The organism is [Pantoea] beijingensis (assembly GCF_022647505.1).
In the GTDB taxonomy this organism is placed as follows: Bacteria; Pseudomonadota; Gammaproteobacteria; order Enterobacterales; family Enterobacteriaceae; genus Erwinia; species Erwinia beijingensis.
Genome location: NZ_CP071409.1, coordinates 2,311,668 through 2,328,770 on the forward strand (window position 1 = coordinate 2,311,668; position 17,103 = coordinate 2,328,770).

Sequence of the window (17,103 nt, forward strand, 5' to 3'; positions counted from 1 at the left end):
TTCTGCGACAAACGACAAAATCTGAACTTAATACTGCCAGTTAATACTGAAACCCAGCGTCACCGGATCGGTGCGAAAACCGCTTGGTTTAGAAAGTGGAATGCCTGCAAACATGTCATAACCCATGCCCACCGCGCTAATGTTGCCGCGCAGCCCGGTGACAGCGCCCGCCAGATGGCGCCCCAGCAACGAATAACCGTCCGCACGCCCCCCGACCTCACCATAATCTGCACCCGCATAGAGCTCCTGCTCAGGCAGCGGTGTTTGCCAGGCGAGCGTATTCTGCACGTACCAACCGTGGCTGCCGCTTAGCGAACGCTCGCCGTCAAATCCACGAACCGTCCAGCGGTTACCGATAGAGATCTGATCCTGCGGCGTCAGCGGTGTATTGCTGGTTTGGCGTAGCCAGCTAAGCTGGTAACGGAATCGCTGGTCTGCCAACGCAAAGGGCAGATTTAACGACGCGCTCCAGTTAAGGGTTTTGCCCAGCGCCGTGGCATAGTCATCACCGGGATTAGCCTCTTCATACGCAGGCATCGCACCAAACCAGCGCGTACCATGCTGGTAAGTAACGCCTGCATCCAGCGTCGCTGCGCCCAGATAATGACGATGATTGAGTCCCAGTTGCCAGGCACTGGTTCGACGACGCTGCATGTCCAGCTCGGTGTCGTTGATATAGTTGCGCGTTTCGCGATACAGCACGCCATAACGCAAGGTGGTTTTGCTGTTGCTCCCGCGTTGCACCACCCGGCTCAGCCCGGCATTCACATTTTTGCTTTGACCTGAATAGTGGATATCGCCGTTGAGTCCGGCAATGGTCTGTACGTAATCAGATTTCCCGCCGGTGATATCGAACTGGAAGTAGCCCAACGGCAGTGAGTAGTGTGCGTTAAGGTTGGTACTTTGTTTTTTGCCCTGAAAACCGAGGTCATGTCCCGCAGAGACATAAAACAGGTCGCTGAGCGCTAACGGATTATCCAGCGCCAGCATCACCCCACCCTGATAACGTCCGGTGCTTTCCGTTCCGGAATCATCCACCCAGCTACTGACATGCCAGAGGCGTGATTGCTTACGCGAAATCACAATGTCGCTTTCGCCCGGCTGGCTGCCTGGAACCAGCTCCATGCTGGCTTCAACGGTAGGCAGACGCTGAAGGTTTTCCAGCCCCTGTTCAATATCACGTAAATCTAATAGCTTGCCTTCCCTGACGGGCATTGCGGTGGCGATAAACGCGCGACTGTCCGCATCAGGCGTATAACGTATTGAGCGGACTGTCCCCGGAATGATGGTCAGGCGTAATGTTCCACTCCTCAGGTCCTGCTCCGGCGCTAATACCCGGCTGGTCACCCAGCCGTGATCGATAAGATTATTCTGTAGTCGACTGATTAACTGATTAATGCCGTTAATGCCAAGACAGTGCCCCACGCCGCCGTTAGCAATGCGTGAAAGCGGTGCCCAGTGAGGAAAAACTTGCGTGCCGGAGAGCGCCACGGCATCAATCTGGAAACAGGTTGTTTCGACCGGGAATGGCGCATCCGCATCCGGCACAGTTTCTGCCTGAAGGCGTACACCTGGTGCGTCTGGCGCCAGTTGCGCATCGCGTGCCTCCTGCTGTGCCTGCTGATGTTGCTGCTGCTGGTCAAAAATCGTGTTGTTATTGGGTGCCGCGCTAACGTGGAAGACTGCCCCAAGCGCAATAAGCAACGACGCTTTTAAACTGGATTGATGCGTAAACGCCATATTTCCTTCCCTGATGGCCTGACAGAATTGAAACACTTTCTTGCAAAAACGGGCCCATTATCGTCAAAAAAAAGCGCATTGCAACGATTTATACACAACAAGCTGCAACCACAGACTGATTAATATTAATAATGTGTTGGGCGTTTTTTTGTTCTCTCCACTTCGTTTATGTTTTCCAGATCAATACGGGAGCCGTTTGCCTGCACGGTCTCATGGCGTCTTAACTGCCCTTAATAAAAAAGCCTGAATGTGAATTCAGACTTTTTTACGTTTACCATAATGGCGTAATTACAACGGCTTATGTGCAGTTTCTTTCGCTTTCCACACCGAAAATAAGGTGATTAACAATGCGAGGGTGACATAAAGCGACACCCACAGCGTGCTGCCCTCTTTATAGAGCGAGGTGATAATTAACGGCGCAAATCCACCGCCAATGATCCCTGCGAGGGTATAAGCCAGTGAGGAGCCAGCATAACGCACATGGGTAGGAAACTGTTCAGTCACAAACGCCGCCTGCGGACCATACATCATGGCGTGAATCAATAGTCCCCCAATGACCGCCAGGCAAATCAGCCACGGCTGGGTGCTGTCCAACAACATAAAGAAGGCAAAGGCCCATATAACACCCAACAACGCCCCCAGGATATAGACCGGACGCCTGCCCCAGCGATCCGACAGCGCGCCAAACATCGGCACTGTTATCGCATTACCTAACGCCCCCGCCATGGTCGCCAGTAAGGCCAGCGGGCGTGGCAAATGCAAGACCGTGGTGACGTAAGTCAGCGTAAATACCACCACCAGTGCATAGAGCACATCGGAACCAATGCGTGAACCGCCCGCAATCAGCAGCGCTCGGGGATGCCGGGTAATGACCTCTTTCAGCGGCGTGTGCGTGGTTTGTTTGTTTTTCTCCATGTTGAGAAAAGCGGGCGTTTCCCCTACGCTACGTCTCAGCCACAGACCAAAAAACACCAGTGCCAGACTTAACAAAAAGGGAATGCGCCAGCCCCACGCCTGAAATTGCTCTGCAGAAATGAATACGGTGATCAGGGTAATAAAACCTGTACCCAACAGCGTGCCGCATGACGGTCCCACCTGAGCAAAAGAAGCATTACGACCGCGCTGGTGGTCCTTGCCGTGCTCCATGGACAGCAGTACCGCACCGGCCCATTCGCCGCCTAGCGCCACGCCCTGAATAAAACGTAGCGTCACCAGCAGCAATGGACTCCAAATCCCCAGCGTTGCGTAGTCAGGCAGCAGCCCCATCAGCGCCGTTGTCACGCCCATAATGACCAACGTGGTGACCAGCACAAACCGACGTCCCAGAACATCCCCGAGGTGGCCAAATATCATGCCGCCAATCGGGCGCGAGATATAACCCACCGCATAGGTGGAAAACGCCAGAATGGTTCCGACCAGCGGATCGAACGACGGGAAAAAGACGTGGTTGAAGATGAGTGCCGCCATAATGTTATAGACGGTGAAGTCATACCATTCGAGTGCAGTACCAATCGAGCTGGCCGCCGCGAGTTGTCCCGTATTGGGCGTTGCGCTGGCGTCTGCGGTGGTTTCCCGTGATGGGTTATCGGTTTGCAGTAGCGTCATGGTGCGATCTCCTGTTTGGTCAGTTGCCAGCTCATGGCGTAGAACTGTGCGCGGGTATTCAGCACCGCGCACGCCTGCGCGGCGAGGCGCTGGCTGGCCTCTGCGCTGCTGCTCTCGATCAGCATCATCGGCAGCAACTGGCGGTTTTCACGCGGCTCTTTTGGCAGCGGCGTGCTCAGTTCAACATCAGGTACCAGCAGATAAGAGGTGATAAAGCCCGCTTCTGCGAAAAGCGTTTCACCCAGTCGATGAACGGCTACCACATCGCTGCCGTCCGGCAATGAAATAATCGCCAGATGGCTGCCACTGCCAAAACCGACTTTCGCTTCAATCGCGCAGACGCGGCGCATCGGATTAACCATTTTACGCAGGTTAGCAACCGACCAGTCCGTCTGGCGGGTGAAGGCAGCGTGATAGGCTTTGCTGGTAAAATCAGCCAGAGAGGTGGTTTTATACAGACCGAGGTATTGGCGTCCGCTACCCAGCGATTGATAGCGGGTACCGCTGAGGAAACCGTCAATAGCGACCCGCTCTTCAACATGTTCGCGGTCATACCAATGATTAAAATCAGCCTCATCAGCGTGATTGATATCCGTTGCAACAAACAGCATCCCTTGTACAGAACGATTCATGGATCTTCTCCTGCAATGTGCCCGGTTAAAGGTGGTTACGCCCGCTTCAGAGCGTGTTCAATACTCAATGCCCAGCCCGCAAGACGGGCATCTTCTCCCGCTGATGCCGCAAGCATCAGGCCGACGGGTGCCGTGCCTTCTGGCTGGCACGGCAATGAGAACGCGCAGCCGTCAAGGAAGTTGATGACTGAAGAATTGCGCAGCATGGTGCCATTGACGCTGAAGTAACGCGCGTCGTCCGCGTCCAGTTCGGCAATGGTCGGGGCGATAGTCGGGACCGTTGGCATCAGCATGCCGTCGTAAGAGGCAAGTTTGGCGCTAACGCGGCGCTGCCAGTCGGTGCGCAACGCAGCCAGTGCGATCCCGTCGTCTTGTGTAAGCTCAGCGCCACGACGGATGCGCGACAGTACGCGGGGATCGTACTGTCCTGCCCCTGCCGCGATAATCTGCTGGTGCCACTGCCAGGATTCGAGTGCGGTAAAACCACCACGGGCATTGATGCCAGCCAGTTCGAGAAACTCTTCCAGCGGGAGCGTTTCCAGCGTAGCCCCCTGCGCTCGCAACTGCTCCAGCGCCTGGTAAAAAGCATGGGTCACGGTTTCATCCATTCCTTCCAGCACCAGGCTTTGTGGGATCGCGAACCGCGCCTTTGCCAGTACAGCGCGTTCCACAACCAGCGGGGAATCGGCAATAATACTGTCCAGCAGCAGGCAACTACTCACGTCATGGGCAATAACGCCAATCGAGTCCAGCGAAGGCGACAGCGGTTGCAGCCCGGCAGAGGAAATCCGGCGCGCCGTGGGCTTATAACCTGTCAACCCACAAAGCGCCGCCGGGATGCGCACCGAACCGCCGGTGTCAGTACCGACAGAACCCAGGCACATGCCATCGGTTATCGCGACGGCCGCGCCGGATGAGGAACCGCCGGGGATACGTTTGTTTTCACGATCGAAGGCGTTGGCAGGCGTACCGTAATGGGGATTGATCCCCAGACCGGAATAGGCAAATTCGGTCATATTGGTTTTGCCCATGATGACCGCCCCTGCGGCAAGCAAGCGGTCAACGATGGCCGCATTCTGCGCCGCCGGCGCGGCAGTGCTGAGTACGACTGACCCCCCCGTGGTTGCCTCGCCTTTAACATCAAACAGATCTTTTATCGAGACGGGCAGGCCATCAATGGCGCTGAACGCCTGTTGTTGCGCCCAACGACGGTCCGCAGCCTGCGCCTGCTCGCGTGCGGACTGCTGATAAGTCTGAATAAAAACGCGTTGACCTTCCCCCTGCTCATTATTGATGTGTGCCAGCGCATCCTCGACCAACGCCACTGCGCTGACGTTGCCCTGCGCGATCGCTTCACTGACCTGCCGTAAGCTGTACTGTTTCATCGCACAATCCTCAGGCCACAATCGGCAGCGTAACGCTGCGATAAGTGTGAGAAAGGGTGCGACCCAACGTTTCATCGATCAGTTCCATACGAAACTCACTGGCAGGCCGGATGCCACCTATTGTGCTCAGCGTGCCGCAACTCATCGCCAGCCCATCGGCAGGCAGCGATTGACCGCCGGTATAACGTTCCAGCAGATCGCCCGGCGTACGTAAACTGGCGAGCGATCCCTGCTGATAAAGTGTCCACTCATCATTTTCACGGATCCAGGAGCGCAGCATTAAGCTATCCCAGTGTTCGGCAACTTCTGCCATACGCCATGCCTGTTGAGCCACTGGTTTTACGCAGACCTGCTTTGACAGCGCCACGCTGTGGGCTTCCAGTTGCCGATCGGTATGGTCTGACGCCAGGGATACGTAAAGTTCTCCGTGGTAGGTGAAGATGAACGGTTCCGCTTCGCCGGATGTGTGCTCCCCAACAACTTCCAGCGTGTCATGCTGAGAAAGCTGGTTAATCGCGACACGATAAAACAGTGGAACTGCACCAGGTCGGGGCACCCCCAGCGCTTCCAGCTCACGGATATGGTGCATGACGGCGTGATAGTCACGACCAGCCCAACCAGCAATAACTAGTTGATTAACATCTACATTAATAGCTTCTTCCTGATGTGACTGTAACGTAAAACGCAGTTTCATCCTGTTTCCCTCGCTTTAAAATTACTGTGAAATTTCACTGTAGCTTAAAATAGGCGATTTTCGTGCCACCTTTTTGTGTAGAATGTGGATGAGTTCAAATCGCAGGAGATAAATGTGAATAATGCCGCCACGGAAACATATGAAGAAGAGACTGCAAAAACGCGCTCTATTTCGTTGAACGAACTGGCTTATTTGCGTTTTAAACAGGCACTGATTACCTTGAGCTACAAGCCGGGAGATTATCTGAATACTGCCCAGGTGATGGCCGACCTTGAAATGGGACGCACACCCATTAACCAGGCAATCCACCGACTGGCCGCTGAAGGGTTGTTGCAGGTCATTCCCCGCAAAGGCGTGATGGTTGCGCCCCTTTCCATTGATGATGCTCTTGAATTAATTGAGGTTCGGTTGGCCAATGAGTCGCTTTGCATTCGTCTCGCCTGCCCGCGGGTTACCGCTGCAGATATCGCGACCTTGCGCGCGCTTAACCTGAAGATTGCCGATGCCTGCAATCAACGCGACAGAATTGCGATGATGATGCTCGATCGTGAATTCCACCATCTGCTGGCCAGCATTGCCGCAAACGGGCGACTGAGTGATATTCTTAGCGTTATCCATGCACAGGCCCAGCGTTTCTGGGCAACGACGCTGTCACAGGAGATCCATATGCAGGAAGTGATTGCCGAGCATAATGCGATTATCGACGCGCTGTCGATGCAGAATATGATGGCAGCAGAAGCCGCAACGCAGGAACATATTCTCTCGTTCAAACGCGCCTTGTTGGCGGGTTAATACGCAGATTGCGCTTTTTCTCCTGGCGTTTAGCGCGCCCGAATCGACTAAAAACCATTAGCCATCTCACATTTCATGCGCTGTTTCCTGCTAATTTGTAAAATCTCGTCTAACGTTTGTTGCATGGTCAATAACTTACAGACCATGTCAGGTCTGGACAAGGAGAACAGCCGATGATGAGACGAGCAGAAAACCGTCAATGGAAAAAGGCCCTGGTGTTGCCACTGATGTTAACGGGTATGCTGACGGGCTACGGGGCTTATGCGCAAACCGCTGATGCACCGCGCATGCTGGACGATACACCACAGCCACCCGATATCCGTCTGGGACCGCTTTACCATGCCGTACAATCGGCTGCGTTTTTCCCCGATCAGAAAACCTTTGCTGATGCGGTTCCGAAGTATGATCCCTCTTCTATTCTCGCCGACTGGCAAATGCAAAAAAACCAGAGAAATTTTGATTTGCGCCATTTCGTCAGCGCCAATTTTATTCTGCCAGCCGCAGGTGAAAAGTATGTCCCCCCTGCGGGACAAAGCCTGCGTGAGCATATTAATAGCCTGTGGCCCGTGTTGACTCGTACAACCGATAAGGTCGGACAGTATGATTCCCTGCTGCCATTGGCAAAACCCTATGTGGTGCCCGGTGGGCGTTTCCGCGAGGTCTATTACTGGGACAGTTACTTCACCATGCTGGGACTGGCGGAGAGCGGCCACTGGGACCGCGTGCAGGATATGGTGGATAATTTCGCACAAGAGTTGGACAAATACGGTCATATTCCTAACGGCAACCGCAGCTATTACCTGAGTCGTTCACAACCGCCGTTCTTTAGCCTGATGGTTGATTTGCTGGCAACGCACGGGGGTGAGGCGGTTTATAGCAAGTACCTGCCACAGCTGCAAAAAGAGTATGACTACTGGATGGCGGGTGCGGAGAAGGTATCGCCCGGTGAGGCCGACAGGCGGGTGGTGAAGTTAAAAGACGGCACCGTGCTTAACCGCTATTGGGATGCACGCGATGTGCCACGCACCGAGTCCTGGATGGATGATATCGCCACAGCCGAAAAAGCGCCCGATCGTAATAAGGCTGAGCTGTACCGCGATTTGCGCGCCGGGGCCGCATCCGGCTGGGATTTCAGTTCGCGCTGGTTTGATAAGTCCGGCGATCTTTCTACTATTCACACCACACAAATCGTTCCTGTCGATCTCAATGCGCTGCTGTTTCATCTTGAAAAAACGCTGGCTCACGCCAGTAAGGCCGCGAAGCAAAACGATGCCAGTACGCGCTTTGACAAGTTAGCGAAGTTACGTCAGCAGGCAATTAATAAAACACTGTGGGATGAGCAGGATGGCTGGTATGCAGATTATAACTGGAAGCAGGAACGCATACGTAAACAGCTGACCGCCGCAACCCTTTTCCCGCTTTACCTGCAGGCGGCAACGCCGGATAAAGCTAACCGCACCGCCGAAGCGGTAGAGAAACAGTTGGTTAAAGAGGGAGGGCTGGTGACCACCAATGTTAAGACCGGGCAACAGTGGGATGCGCCGAATGGCTGGGCACCGCTGCAGTGGGTCGCGGTTGAAGGCCTGAATCATTATGATCATCAGACGCTGGCACAAGATATTGGCATGCGTTTCCTTAACAATGTGCAGTCCACTTATGACAAGCAGCACAAGCTGGTTGAAAAGTATGTCGTTGAAGGCAAAGGAGCCGGCGGAGGCGGTGAGTATCCCTTGCAGGACGGATTCGGCTGGACCAACGGCGTGACGCTGAAATTGATCGATATGTACTGTCCAAAAGGTGTGACCTGCAATAACGTCAACGATATCAATCAGACAAAAGCCCAATAAGCGAGCTTTCCACGCCTTTGCCTTGTCGTTTTTCATCCCTTTGAATCAGGCCGCAGAAGTTTGCGGCCCGTGATTGTTCGACCCTGCATCCCTGGCCTGATGACTCCTTTTTTCTTCTAATCCCATGATTTTATTACGTGAACAGATAAATTAACTTTATCCTTGAAACCACAAAAGAGAAAGATAATAATTCTCATTCTTGTTTTAACAATGATTGCTATTCGTTTTAAATCATTTCAAATAATGATTATCACGAAGAGCTTCGCCTTTCATTTTGATAGAATTAAGGGATAAAAGAATGAGAATGGCCTCTTCCGTCAAGCGTTCCACTCTATTGTGTTCACTTGCCCTACTCGCGCCAGCGCTTTCTTTTGCTGCAGAGACACTCGTTGTAACAGCGCAACCTGCCGAAACGGCGCTGTCTCCCACTTCAGGCTACACCGCAAAATCCACTACCGGCGCCACCAAAACCGACCGGCCCCTAATCACCACTGCACAGTCCGTTTCAGTGGTAACACGCCAGCAGATAGACGATTTGGGCGCCACTAACGTTAATCAGGCGCTTAACTATACCGCCGGCGCTTTTACTAACTTCGCCGGGGCTGCATCACGTTATGATACGGTGTCGCTGCGGGGCTTTCATGGTGGCGACGTCGATAATATCTTCCTTGATGGCCTGCGCGTGATGAGTGATGGCGGGAGCTTTAACGTATTACAGGTCGATCCCTGGTTCCTTGAACGGATCGACGTGATTAAAGGCCCCTCTTCTGCGTTATATGGACAAACGGTGCCGGGCGGTTTGGTGAATATGACCACTCAGCGGCCGCAATTTGCCGAGGAAGGACATTTCCGCCTCTCTGCCGGCAATAATGCCACCACCAGCAGCGCATTTGACTATACCAATGCGATTAACGATCAATGGGCTTTTCGTTTGACCGGCATCACACGGCACAGTGATACCCAGTATGATCATACGCGGGAAGAGAAGTACGCCCTCTCTCCGTCGGTGTTGTGGCAACCGGATGACAATACATCGCTGGTGTTAAAAGCCTATCTGCAAAAAGATCCGTCCGGGGGTTATCACGGTTCGGTGCCGGGTGAAGGGTCGCTGTATCGCCACAACGGCTATAAACTGAGTCATGGTTTTTATGAAGGCGATACCTCGCTCGATCAATTCAAACGCCATGAGCAGATCTACAGCTATAACTTTTCCCATCGCTTTGACGATACCTGGTCATTCCGCTCCAATGCCAGCTATAGCCACTCTAACGTCGATCTTGATCAGGTCTATCAATATGGCTGGGTGTCGGGCACGGATCTCCTGAACCGCGCCTATTCCGGAGAACGTTCATCACTGGCTGCCTACGCTATTGATAACCAGTTAGAGGCCGATTTTGCTACTGGCCATTTGGATCACACCGTGGTGCTGGGCGCGGAATACCATCGCTATAAAAATGACCTCTTCGAGGCCAGCGGCACGCCTGGTCAGCTCAATGCGGTGACGGGGCAACCGGTAGGCCCAATGTCGCCTGTCACCTGGACGCCATCAAACCGCCGCTATTATCAGACCGGCGTCTATCTGCAGGACGAGATAAAACTGAATAAGTGGCATCTTGATGTTTCCGGGCGCTACGATCGTATCGTCGCCGATAATAGCAACGCCGCACGCAGGCAGGACGATCATGTCAGTGGACGGGCAGCGTTGCTCTATGCGTTTGATAACGGATTTTCACCGTATGTAAGCTGGAGTCAGGCCATCACGCCCTCCTCGCTGCCGGATAAAGATGGTAACCTGCTGAAACCGACCACCGCCGAACAATATGAGGCCGGCGTGAAATATCAGCCGCCCGGAACCGATGACCTTTATAGTATTGCAGCCTACGATCTGACGCAGAAAGATGTCGGTAACCGCGTGGTGCTCGGCTCCTATTATGAACCCGCAGGAAAAGTCCACTCTCAGGGGATTGAACTGGAAGCGCATAATCAGCTGACGCCGCGTCTGAGTACCGTGGCCTCCTGGACTCTGAATCGTGTGCGCTTTAAAGACGCGATTGACGGTAACAATGGCAATACGCCTTATGTTACACCCGACCAGATGGTTGCTGCATGGGGGCACTACAAATTCGATTACGGCATCAGCGTCGGCGCTGGCGTACGCTATATTGGCAAGCAGTGGGCAGATAATGAGAATACCCGCCGGGTACCCTCGGTAACGCTGTTCGATGCTTCAGTTCGCGCCGATCTTGGTATATGGAATTCATCGCTGAAAGGCGCTTATGTGCAGGTGAATGCTAATAATCTGACTGACCGTGATTATGTCGCGGCCTGTTACGGTACCGGCTATTGCTATTGGGGCGCTGAACGTTCTGTCGTTGCCAGCATCGGCTATGATTTTTAGCCTGTCGGGCTAAGATATACCGTAAAAAGGGGAGCGCCAGGGCTCCCCGTTTTTTTGTCTGGCTACCGCTTAACTTTTAACTTTACGGTAGATCCACAGCACCACGATAGCGCCAATAACCGCTACAACGAAGCTGCCGAAATTAAATCCATCGACTTTACCAAAGCCGAAGAATGTGCTGATCCAGCCACCAACAACCGCACCAATAATACCCAGGACGATGGTGATAATGAAACCGCCGCCATCTTTACCCGGCATAATCCATTTTGCGATGATACCTGCGATTAAACCAAAAATAATCCAGGACAGGATACCCATATAGCTTGCTCCTTATTTTTTGCTAATTAACACACCAACGATAAAGCCCAGCGCGGCACCAACGCCGACACCAGCCCAGGGATTCTCTTTGAGATACGCGCAAGAGTGACTTGCCGCGCTTTTAACACCCTCACAAACATCATCGCTCAGTTCTCGCGAACGATCCTGTGCATAGTCCAGGTTTTTACGGGCTTCACGTTTTGAAAACATACTGCGCTCTCCTTAAAATTATATCCCCTTTACAATCCAGATTGCCAAACGATAATGAGCTGCAATACCCCGGGAGTGTTGCTCACACTGCAACCGGGTGCACCCTATATCGCCAGCAACCCGCCGACTGAAGTATGACGACGAGTCAGAGACCTCATCTGGCACTTAATTATAGGTCAAAATTCTAACCTGGTGATTTAATTCCAAACTTTGATTCAAAAAAAACGCGTGAGTGAGGAATTAATGAGCGTTTGCGCCACCAGATGCCCAGTATTACAGCACATTGAGTCATGGGCAGCGCGGTGACCCTATATTTGCACCGTTGCTGGCAATGACCTGTTGATACCATGCAAAACTGCGTTTTCTTGAACGCGACAACGTTCCGGAACCGTCATCATGTTTATCAACATAAATAAAGCCGTAGCGTTTACTGTATTGGCCGGTGGTAAAAGAGACGCAATCGATACAACCCCAGGGGGTGTAACCGATGAGATCGACACCGTCCTCAATAACCGCTTTTTTCATTTGCGCAATGTGCGCCTGCAAGTAAGCAATACGGTAGTCATCATTAATATTGCCATCAGCATCCGGCGTATCGACCGCGCCAAAGCCGTTCTCTACAATGAACATTGGCTTCTGATAACGCTCATAAAATACATTCAGCGTGTAACGTAAACCAACCGGATCGATCTGCCAGCCCCAGTCGGAGGCCTTAAGATGTGGATTGGGCACCGCACCGTCGAAACCCGCAATCGCATCATCCGTGGCATTCTCTTTAGCCGCAAACTGCACCGCGTTACTCATGTAGTAACTGAAGCCAAGATAGTCAGCGCGGCCCTCGCGAAGAATCCCTGCATCCTCCGGCGCCATCTCTGGGGTGCTATGCTGGCGGGTCCATTCTTGTTGAATATAGGTGGGATAACTGCCGCGTAGCTGGACGTCACCAAACAGATAGCGCTCACGCATCGCCTGTTGAGCAAACATCACATCATCCGGATGGCATGACCATGGATAAAGCGGTACTAATGCCAGCATACACCCCACCTTAAAATCGGGGTTGATTTCATGTCCACGCTTCACCACTTTGGCACTGGCTACAAACTGGTGGTGCAGCGTCTGATACATCGCCTGTTCGGGATGCGGATAATCGGTAAATATCACGCCGGAACAGCAATAACCGAATAATGGATAGCCCCAGTTGCGCTGGTTATTGATTTCGTTAAACGTCATCCAGTATTTAACTTTGTGCTGGTAACGCTGCATCACTACATCGCTGTAACGCACAAAAAAATCAATCACCTGCCGATTGATCCAGCCGCCGTACTTTTTCACCAGATGATAAGGCATCTCAAAATGTGACAGCGTCACTACCGGCTCTATGCCGTGACGAATAAGTTCATCAAACAGGTCATCATAAAATTGTAATCCAGCTTCATTCGGCTGTAGTTCATCACCCTTTGGAAAAATACGCGTCCAGGCAATGGAGGTACGGAAACATTTGAATCCCATCTCGGCAAACAACGCAATATCTTCCCGGTAATGAGTATAGAAATCCACCGCCTCATGGTTAGGGTAGTAATAACCCGGTTTGATACCGTCCGTTATCTCGCGGTCCACGCCATGCGCGCCCCCTGAAAGAACATCGCAAATGCTGACACCTTTACCATCACGATCCCAGCCGCCTTCAACCTGATGCGCAGCCACTGCCCCGCCCCATAAAAAGCCCTGTGGTAATTGTCGTTCGGACATATTTCCTCCTTTTAATTTCCGCCCATGCTGCATGTCGCCGATTCCCGGGCTCAGTAATCCACCTTGCTATCAAGATGCTGACCATTGCTACGAATGACCTGTTGATACCAGACAAAACTTTTCTTTTTTAATCGTGCAAGATCCTTCAAGTCATGCTCATCGCGATTAACATAAATGAAGCCGTAACGCTTGCTGATCCCCTGGTGAGTGCTGACAAGATCGATAGCGGACCACGGGCAGTAGCCAATCAGATCGACCCCATCGCCAATCGCCAACTGAAGCTGCTGAATATGCTGCTGGAGGTAATCGATACGGTAATCGTCATAAATTTTATTCTCGGCGGTCAATTCATCAAATGCGCCCAAACCGTTTTCCGTAACAATCAGCGGTAGATGATAACGATCGTAGATTTCTCGTGCGGTGATCCGAAAACCTACCGGGTCGATATACCAGTTGAACTGATTTTTCTTCAGGTGGGGATTATTGGTGCCGACATATACCGTGCTATCAATGCCCGCGAGTTGCTGATCGTGCCGCTGTCGCCCTTCCGTTTCGCTCTGTATATCAGCACCAACGGTCGCTGACGCGTAATAATTAAAGGCGATAAAGTCGGGTTTTCCCTGCCGCAAAAGGGACATATCCTCTTCGGCTATAGTCGGCGCAATGCCCTTTTCCTCCATAAAACGCCAGGCAACGGCGTTGTAGCGGCCGAAGCAGGCCAGATCCAAATACAGCCAGTTGCGAATCGAGGTAAAGTTGTTCGCAGCCAGCACATCCTCAGGACGTGATGAGGCGGCATAAACGCAGGAAATATTGGGGGCCGGGCCAATTTGAGCGTCAGGGAGCATTTCATGGCAGGCTATTATCACTTTTGCCTGCGCCAGCATCATATTGTGATTCTGCTGATACAGCGTTTTCTCTGGGTCAGACGTGCCGGGCGGTAAGGTTCCTAAAATCTCCCCCTTGAGTATCATCATGTTCTGCTCGTTGATGGTCAGCCAATACTTGACGCGATCGCCATACAGCTCAAAAGCGGTACGAGAGAAACGCTCAAACGCCGCGATGGTTGCCGGGTTTGTCCAGCCTCCTTTTTCCTCAAGCGTCCAGGGCAAGTCAAAGTGATAAAGTGTCACCAATGGCTCGATATCGTGTCGTACCAGCTCATCGATCAGGCGGTGATAAAAGGCCGCGCCCTGCACATTGAGTTCACCCTCCCCTTCGGGATAAAGACGGCTCCATGCGATTGAAAAACGATAGGTTTTCAGGCCTAACTCGGCAAACAGTGCCACATCATCTTTAAAGCGGTGATAATGATCGCTGGTAACGGTAAAATCCGCGATTTTATCGCTAAAATGCGCATTATCAATTACAGATGGACCTTTGCCGTCGCTATTCCAGCCCCCTTCCACCTGGTAAGCGGAGGTTGAGGCTCCCCACAGAAAACCGGCTGGAAACGGCGTTAATGTCTGATGCTTCATCCTCTCCTCCTGGAATTAATGCTGTTTTAACGCGGCTATTTCCCGGTGTAACACAATAATCTCTTCAGCAAGTTCGCGGCATAGCATGGCGTTCATCAGATGATCCTGCGCGTGCACCAGAATTAAATTCATCGGGATCTTCCCGCAGCCCTCATCGGCGCCAATTAGCGTGGTCTGGATGTGGTGTGCCTGCTTTGCGGCGGCGCTTGCGGAGACAAGCATCGCATCAGCCGTGTGCCAATCGTAGGTACGGGCAGCACGCAGCGCTTCCATCGCGCAAGAACGAGCCTCACCGGCATGGATAATCAGCTCCATTACCGTTGTTTCATCAAGTTCCATTATTGACTCTCCGCGGGTTGCAGTTCGCTTTCACCCTTTTCCTGTTGCAGTAGCTGACGCTCATACATTTTGAAGAACGGGTAATAAATGAGTGTTGAAACGCTTATCAGCACCATCACCAGAATAATGGCGCGCACATCCCAGCCGGTTGACCATGCCGCCCCGATTGGTCCAGGGGTCGTCCAGGGCGCAAGCGCCACAACATGGTTGACCAGGTTGGTGCGTGTCGCGATAAACGCAATAATCGCATTGACCAAAGGCGCTGAGATAAAGGGAATGAAAAGTAGCGGATTCATCACTACCGGCGAACCAAAGATAATCGGCTCATTAATATTGAAAATACCTGGCACCAGTCCCAGCTTGCCAATAGAGCGCAGATGCGCCGAGCGGCTACGCAGGTAGAGGAACACCAGTCCCATTGTGGAACCAGACCCGCCAACCACAATAAAGAACTGCCAGAACGGCTCGATAAATACTTGAGTTACAGGCTCGCCCGCGTTCAATGCCTGCTGGTTAATTCCAAGGTTCGTCAGCCAGAAAGCCTGCAAAATTCCACCTACGATCACCGCACCATGTATCCCGGCAAACCACAGCAGGTGACATAACAACACGGCGATCAGGATCGCGGGAAGCGAATCAGACGCGGAGATAATTGGGCCAAAGAGCCCCATAATGGCCTGGGGCAGCAGCATTTCGAACTGATATTGAATATAGAGACTGAGTGGGAACAGCGTCAGGAAGATTGCCAGGATAGGGATCAGCAGGTCAAAAGACTGGCGAATTTTCGGTGGAACCTGCTCTGGTAGCTTAAAACCAATATTATGTTTTTGCAGGAAATGCATGACTTCTGTGGAATAGAGCGCCACCAGCATGGCGGTAAATATTCCCTCACCGCCGAGAGAACCCACCGGTAAAGCACCGTTACTCTGCGGTGCGGCCACCAGCAGAAACGCCATCAGCGATAAACACGCAGCCATAAACCCATTCATTTTATAGCTTTGTGCCAAATTGTACGCAATGGCGCTGGCGATATATACCGCCATAATCCCCATAGTCATGTTATAGGGCATCATAATTTGTTCGGAATGGCGTTCAATCACGCCCAGCCACCACTGTGCGAACGCCCAACTGCTGCTGGCGCTAAAGGGGGGGTGTGCAAATAGCAGCATAAACGATCCGACGATCAAAAACGGCATTGAGGATATGAATCCATCTTTGATCGCCACTACATGACGTTGACTGGATAGCTTACCTGCAATCGGGCTAATGCGATTTTCAATTATTCCAAATAATGATTCACTGAATGCGCCCATAGTTAACCCTCGCCCGACGCAATCATCGCCAGTGCATCGTTGAGAATTTTCTCGCCATTCATCATGCCATAATCCATTGGATTAATAACGGCAATGGGCTTTCCTGATTCATCAGCAATTTTTTTAAAATCCGCGAGTTTATATTTGATTTGCGGCCCAAGCAGACAGCAATCAAATTGCTCAATTTCACTGCTAAACTCATCAAAACTAATGGCTTTTATCTCTACTTCCAGCGCTTTTTCTTTTGCTGCTTTTTCCATTCTCTGTACCACCATACTGGTAGACATCCCAGCAGCACAACACAGTAAAATTTTATTCATCACTGTTTCCTCGCCTGTTGTTTAAATAGATTTAGGCAAAGCAATGAAAGATCTGCAACCGGTTTCATATTGCTTTTTATCTTTTGTGATTCGGATCGCAAATTCGGTAACAAAATGTAAAACAAAACAAAAAAGCACCTTATAAAAAAAGGCAATATAATTAATCAGTAAGTATCAGCATATTTCAAATAACAGAGATGCGTAATGAATAAAATACTTAGCCTTTAATATCCCCAGATACTATTTTATATCCATAACGATAATATCCTGCGGGCTATTAAAA

The 17,103-nt window shown here is 51.8% G+C and carries 15 protein-coding genes; 3 read left to right on the forward strand and 12 right to left on the reverse strand.

Annotated features, from left to right (window positions below; genetic code table 11):
* Positions 1-27: 27 nt before the first annotated feature.
* The 5 genes from J1C60_RS10435 to J1C60_RS10455 all read right to left on the reverse strand — a co-directional run bounded on the left by J1C60_RS10435 (position 28) and on the right by J1C60_RS10455 (position 6,056).
* Positions 28-1,740 carry a ShlB/FhaC/HecB family hemolysin secretion/activation protein gene (locus tag J1C60_RS10435; protein ID WP_128177359.1) on the reverse strand — a complete coding sequence of 571 codons (1,713 nt, stop codon included), beginning with the start codon at positions 1,738-1,740 and terminating at the stop codon, positions 28-30.
* Positions 1,741-2,028: 288 nt separating this feature from the next.
* Positions 2,029-3,345, reverse strand: coding sequence for an MFS transporter (locus tag J1C60_RS10440; protein ID WP_128177361.1), 1,317 nt, complete (start codon positions 3,343-3,345; stop codon positions 2,029-2,031).
* A complete protein-coding gene (locus J1C60_RS10445) occupies positions 3,342-3,977 on the reverse strand; it encodes a DUF4286 family protein (RefSeq protein ID WP_128177363.1) in 636 nt (211 codons plus the stop codon). The genes J1C60_RS10440 and J1C60_RS10445 overlap by 4 nt, the downstream gene beginning before the upstream one ends.
* A gap of 35 nt (positions 3,978-4,012) precedes the next feature.
* On the reverse strand, positions 4,013-5,362 hold the full coding sequence (locus J1C60_RS10450; RefSeq protein WP_128177364.1) for an amidase: 1,350 nt from the start codon (positions 5,360-5,362) through the stop codon (positions 4,013-4,015).
* A gap of 10 nt (positions 5,363-5,372) precedes the next feature.
* On the reverse strand, positions 5,373-6,056 hold the full coding sequence (locus tag J1C60_RS10455) for a DUF2848 domain-containing protein (protein WP_128177366.1): 684 nt from the start codon (positions 6,054-6,056) through the stop codon (positions 5,373-5,375).
* A gap of 114 nt (positions 6,057-6,170) precedes the next feature.
* On the opposite strand from J1C60_RS10455, the gene J1C60_RS10460 reads away from it, so the two are divergent.
* The 3 genes from J1C60_RS10460 (at position 6,171) to J1C60_RS10470 (ending at position 11,093) form a co-directional block, all read left to right on the forward strand.
* Positions 6,171-6,848, forward strand: coding sequence for a GntR family transcriptional regulator (locus J1C60_RS10460; protein WP_128177367.1), 678 nt, complete (start codon positions 6,171-6,173; stop codon positions 6,846-6,848).
* 173 nt (positions 6,849-7,021) lie between these two features.
* Entirely contained in the window at positions 7,022-8,695 is a 1,674-nt protein-coding gene (treA, locus tag J1C60_RS10465) for an alpha,alpha-trehalase TreA (protein WP_128177369.1), read from the forward strand.
* Positions 8,696-8,993: 298 nt separating this feature from the next.
* Positions 8,994-11,093 (forward strand): TonB-dependent siderophore receptor, encoded by a 2,100-nt coding sequence (locus J1C60_RS10470; RefSeq protein ID WP_128177371.1) that lies wholly within the window; start codon positions 8,994-8,996, stop codon positions 11,091-11,093.
* Positions 11,094-11,162: 69 nt separating this feature from the next.
* Here the strand turns inward: J1C60_RS10470 and J1C60_RS10475 are convergent, their stop codons facing one another.
* The 7 genes from J1C60_RS10475 to J1C60_RS10505 form a co-directional block, all read right to left on the reverse strand.
* Positions 11,163-11,411, reverse strand: coding sequence for a GlsB/YeaQ/YmgE family stress response membrane protein (locus tag J1C60_RS10475; protein WP_128177373.1), 249 nt, complete (start codon positions 11,409-11,411; stop codon positions 11,163-11,165).
* Between the two features lie 12 nt (positions 11,412-11,423).
* Complete coding sequence (locus J1C60_RS10480) at positions 11,424-11,621, reverse strand: ElaB/YgaM/YqjD family protein (protein WP_128177375.1); 198 nt, start codon at positions 11,619-11,621, stop codon at positions 11,424-11,426.
* Between the two features lie 288 nt (positions 11,622-11,909).
* Positions 11,910-13,370, reverse strand: a complete 1,461-nt coding sequence (locus J1C60_RS10485) for a 6-phospho-beta-glucosidase (RefSeq protein WP_128177377.1) — start codon at positions 13,368-13,370, stop codon at positions 11,910-11,912.
* Positions 13,371-13,420: 50 nt separating this feature from the next.
* Positions 13,421-14,848, reverse strand: coding sequence for a glycoside hydrolase family 1 protein (locus J1C60_RS10490; protein WP_128177379.1), 1,428 nt, complete (start codon positions 14,846-14,848; stop codon positions 13,421-13,423).
* Positions 14,849-14,863: 15 nt separating this feature from the next.
* A complete protein-coding gene (locus tag J1C60_RS10495) occupies positions 14,864-15,187 on the reverse strand; it encodes a PTS lactose/cellobiose transporter subunit IIA (RefSeq protein WP_128177381.1) in 324 nt (107 codons plus the stop codon).
* On the reverse strand, positions 15,187-16,500 hold the full coding sequence (locus J1C60_RS10500; RefSeq protein ID WP_128177383.1) for a PTS sugar transporter subunit IIC: 1,314 nt from the start codon (positions 16,498-16,500) through the stop codon (positions 15,187-15,189). Before J1C60_RS10500 ends, J1C60_RS10495 begins: the two co-directional genes overlap by 1 nt.
* A gap of 2 nt (positions 16,501-16,502) precedes the next feature.
* Entirely contained in the window at positions 16,503-16,820 is a 318-nt protein-coding gene (locus tag J1C60_RS10505; RefSeq protein ID WP_128177385.1) for a PTS sugar transporter subunit IIB, read from the reverse strand.
* Positions 16,821-17,103: the final 283 nt, after the last annotated feature.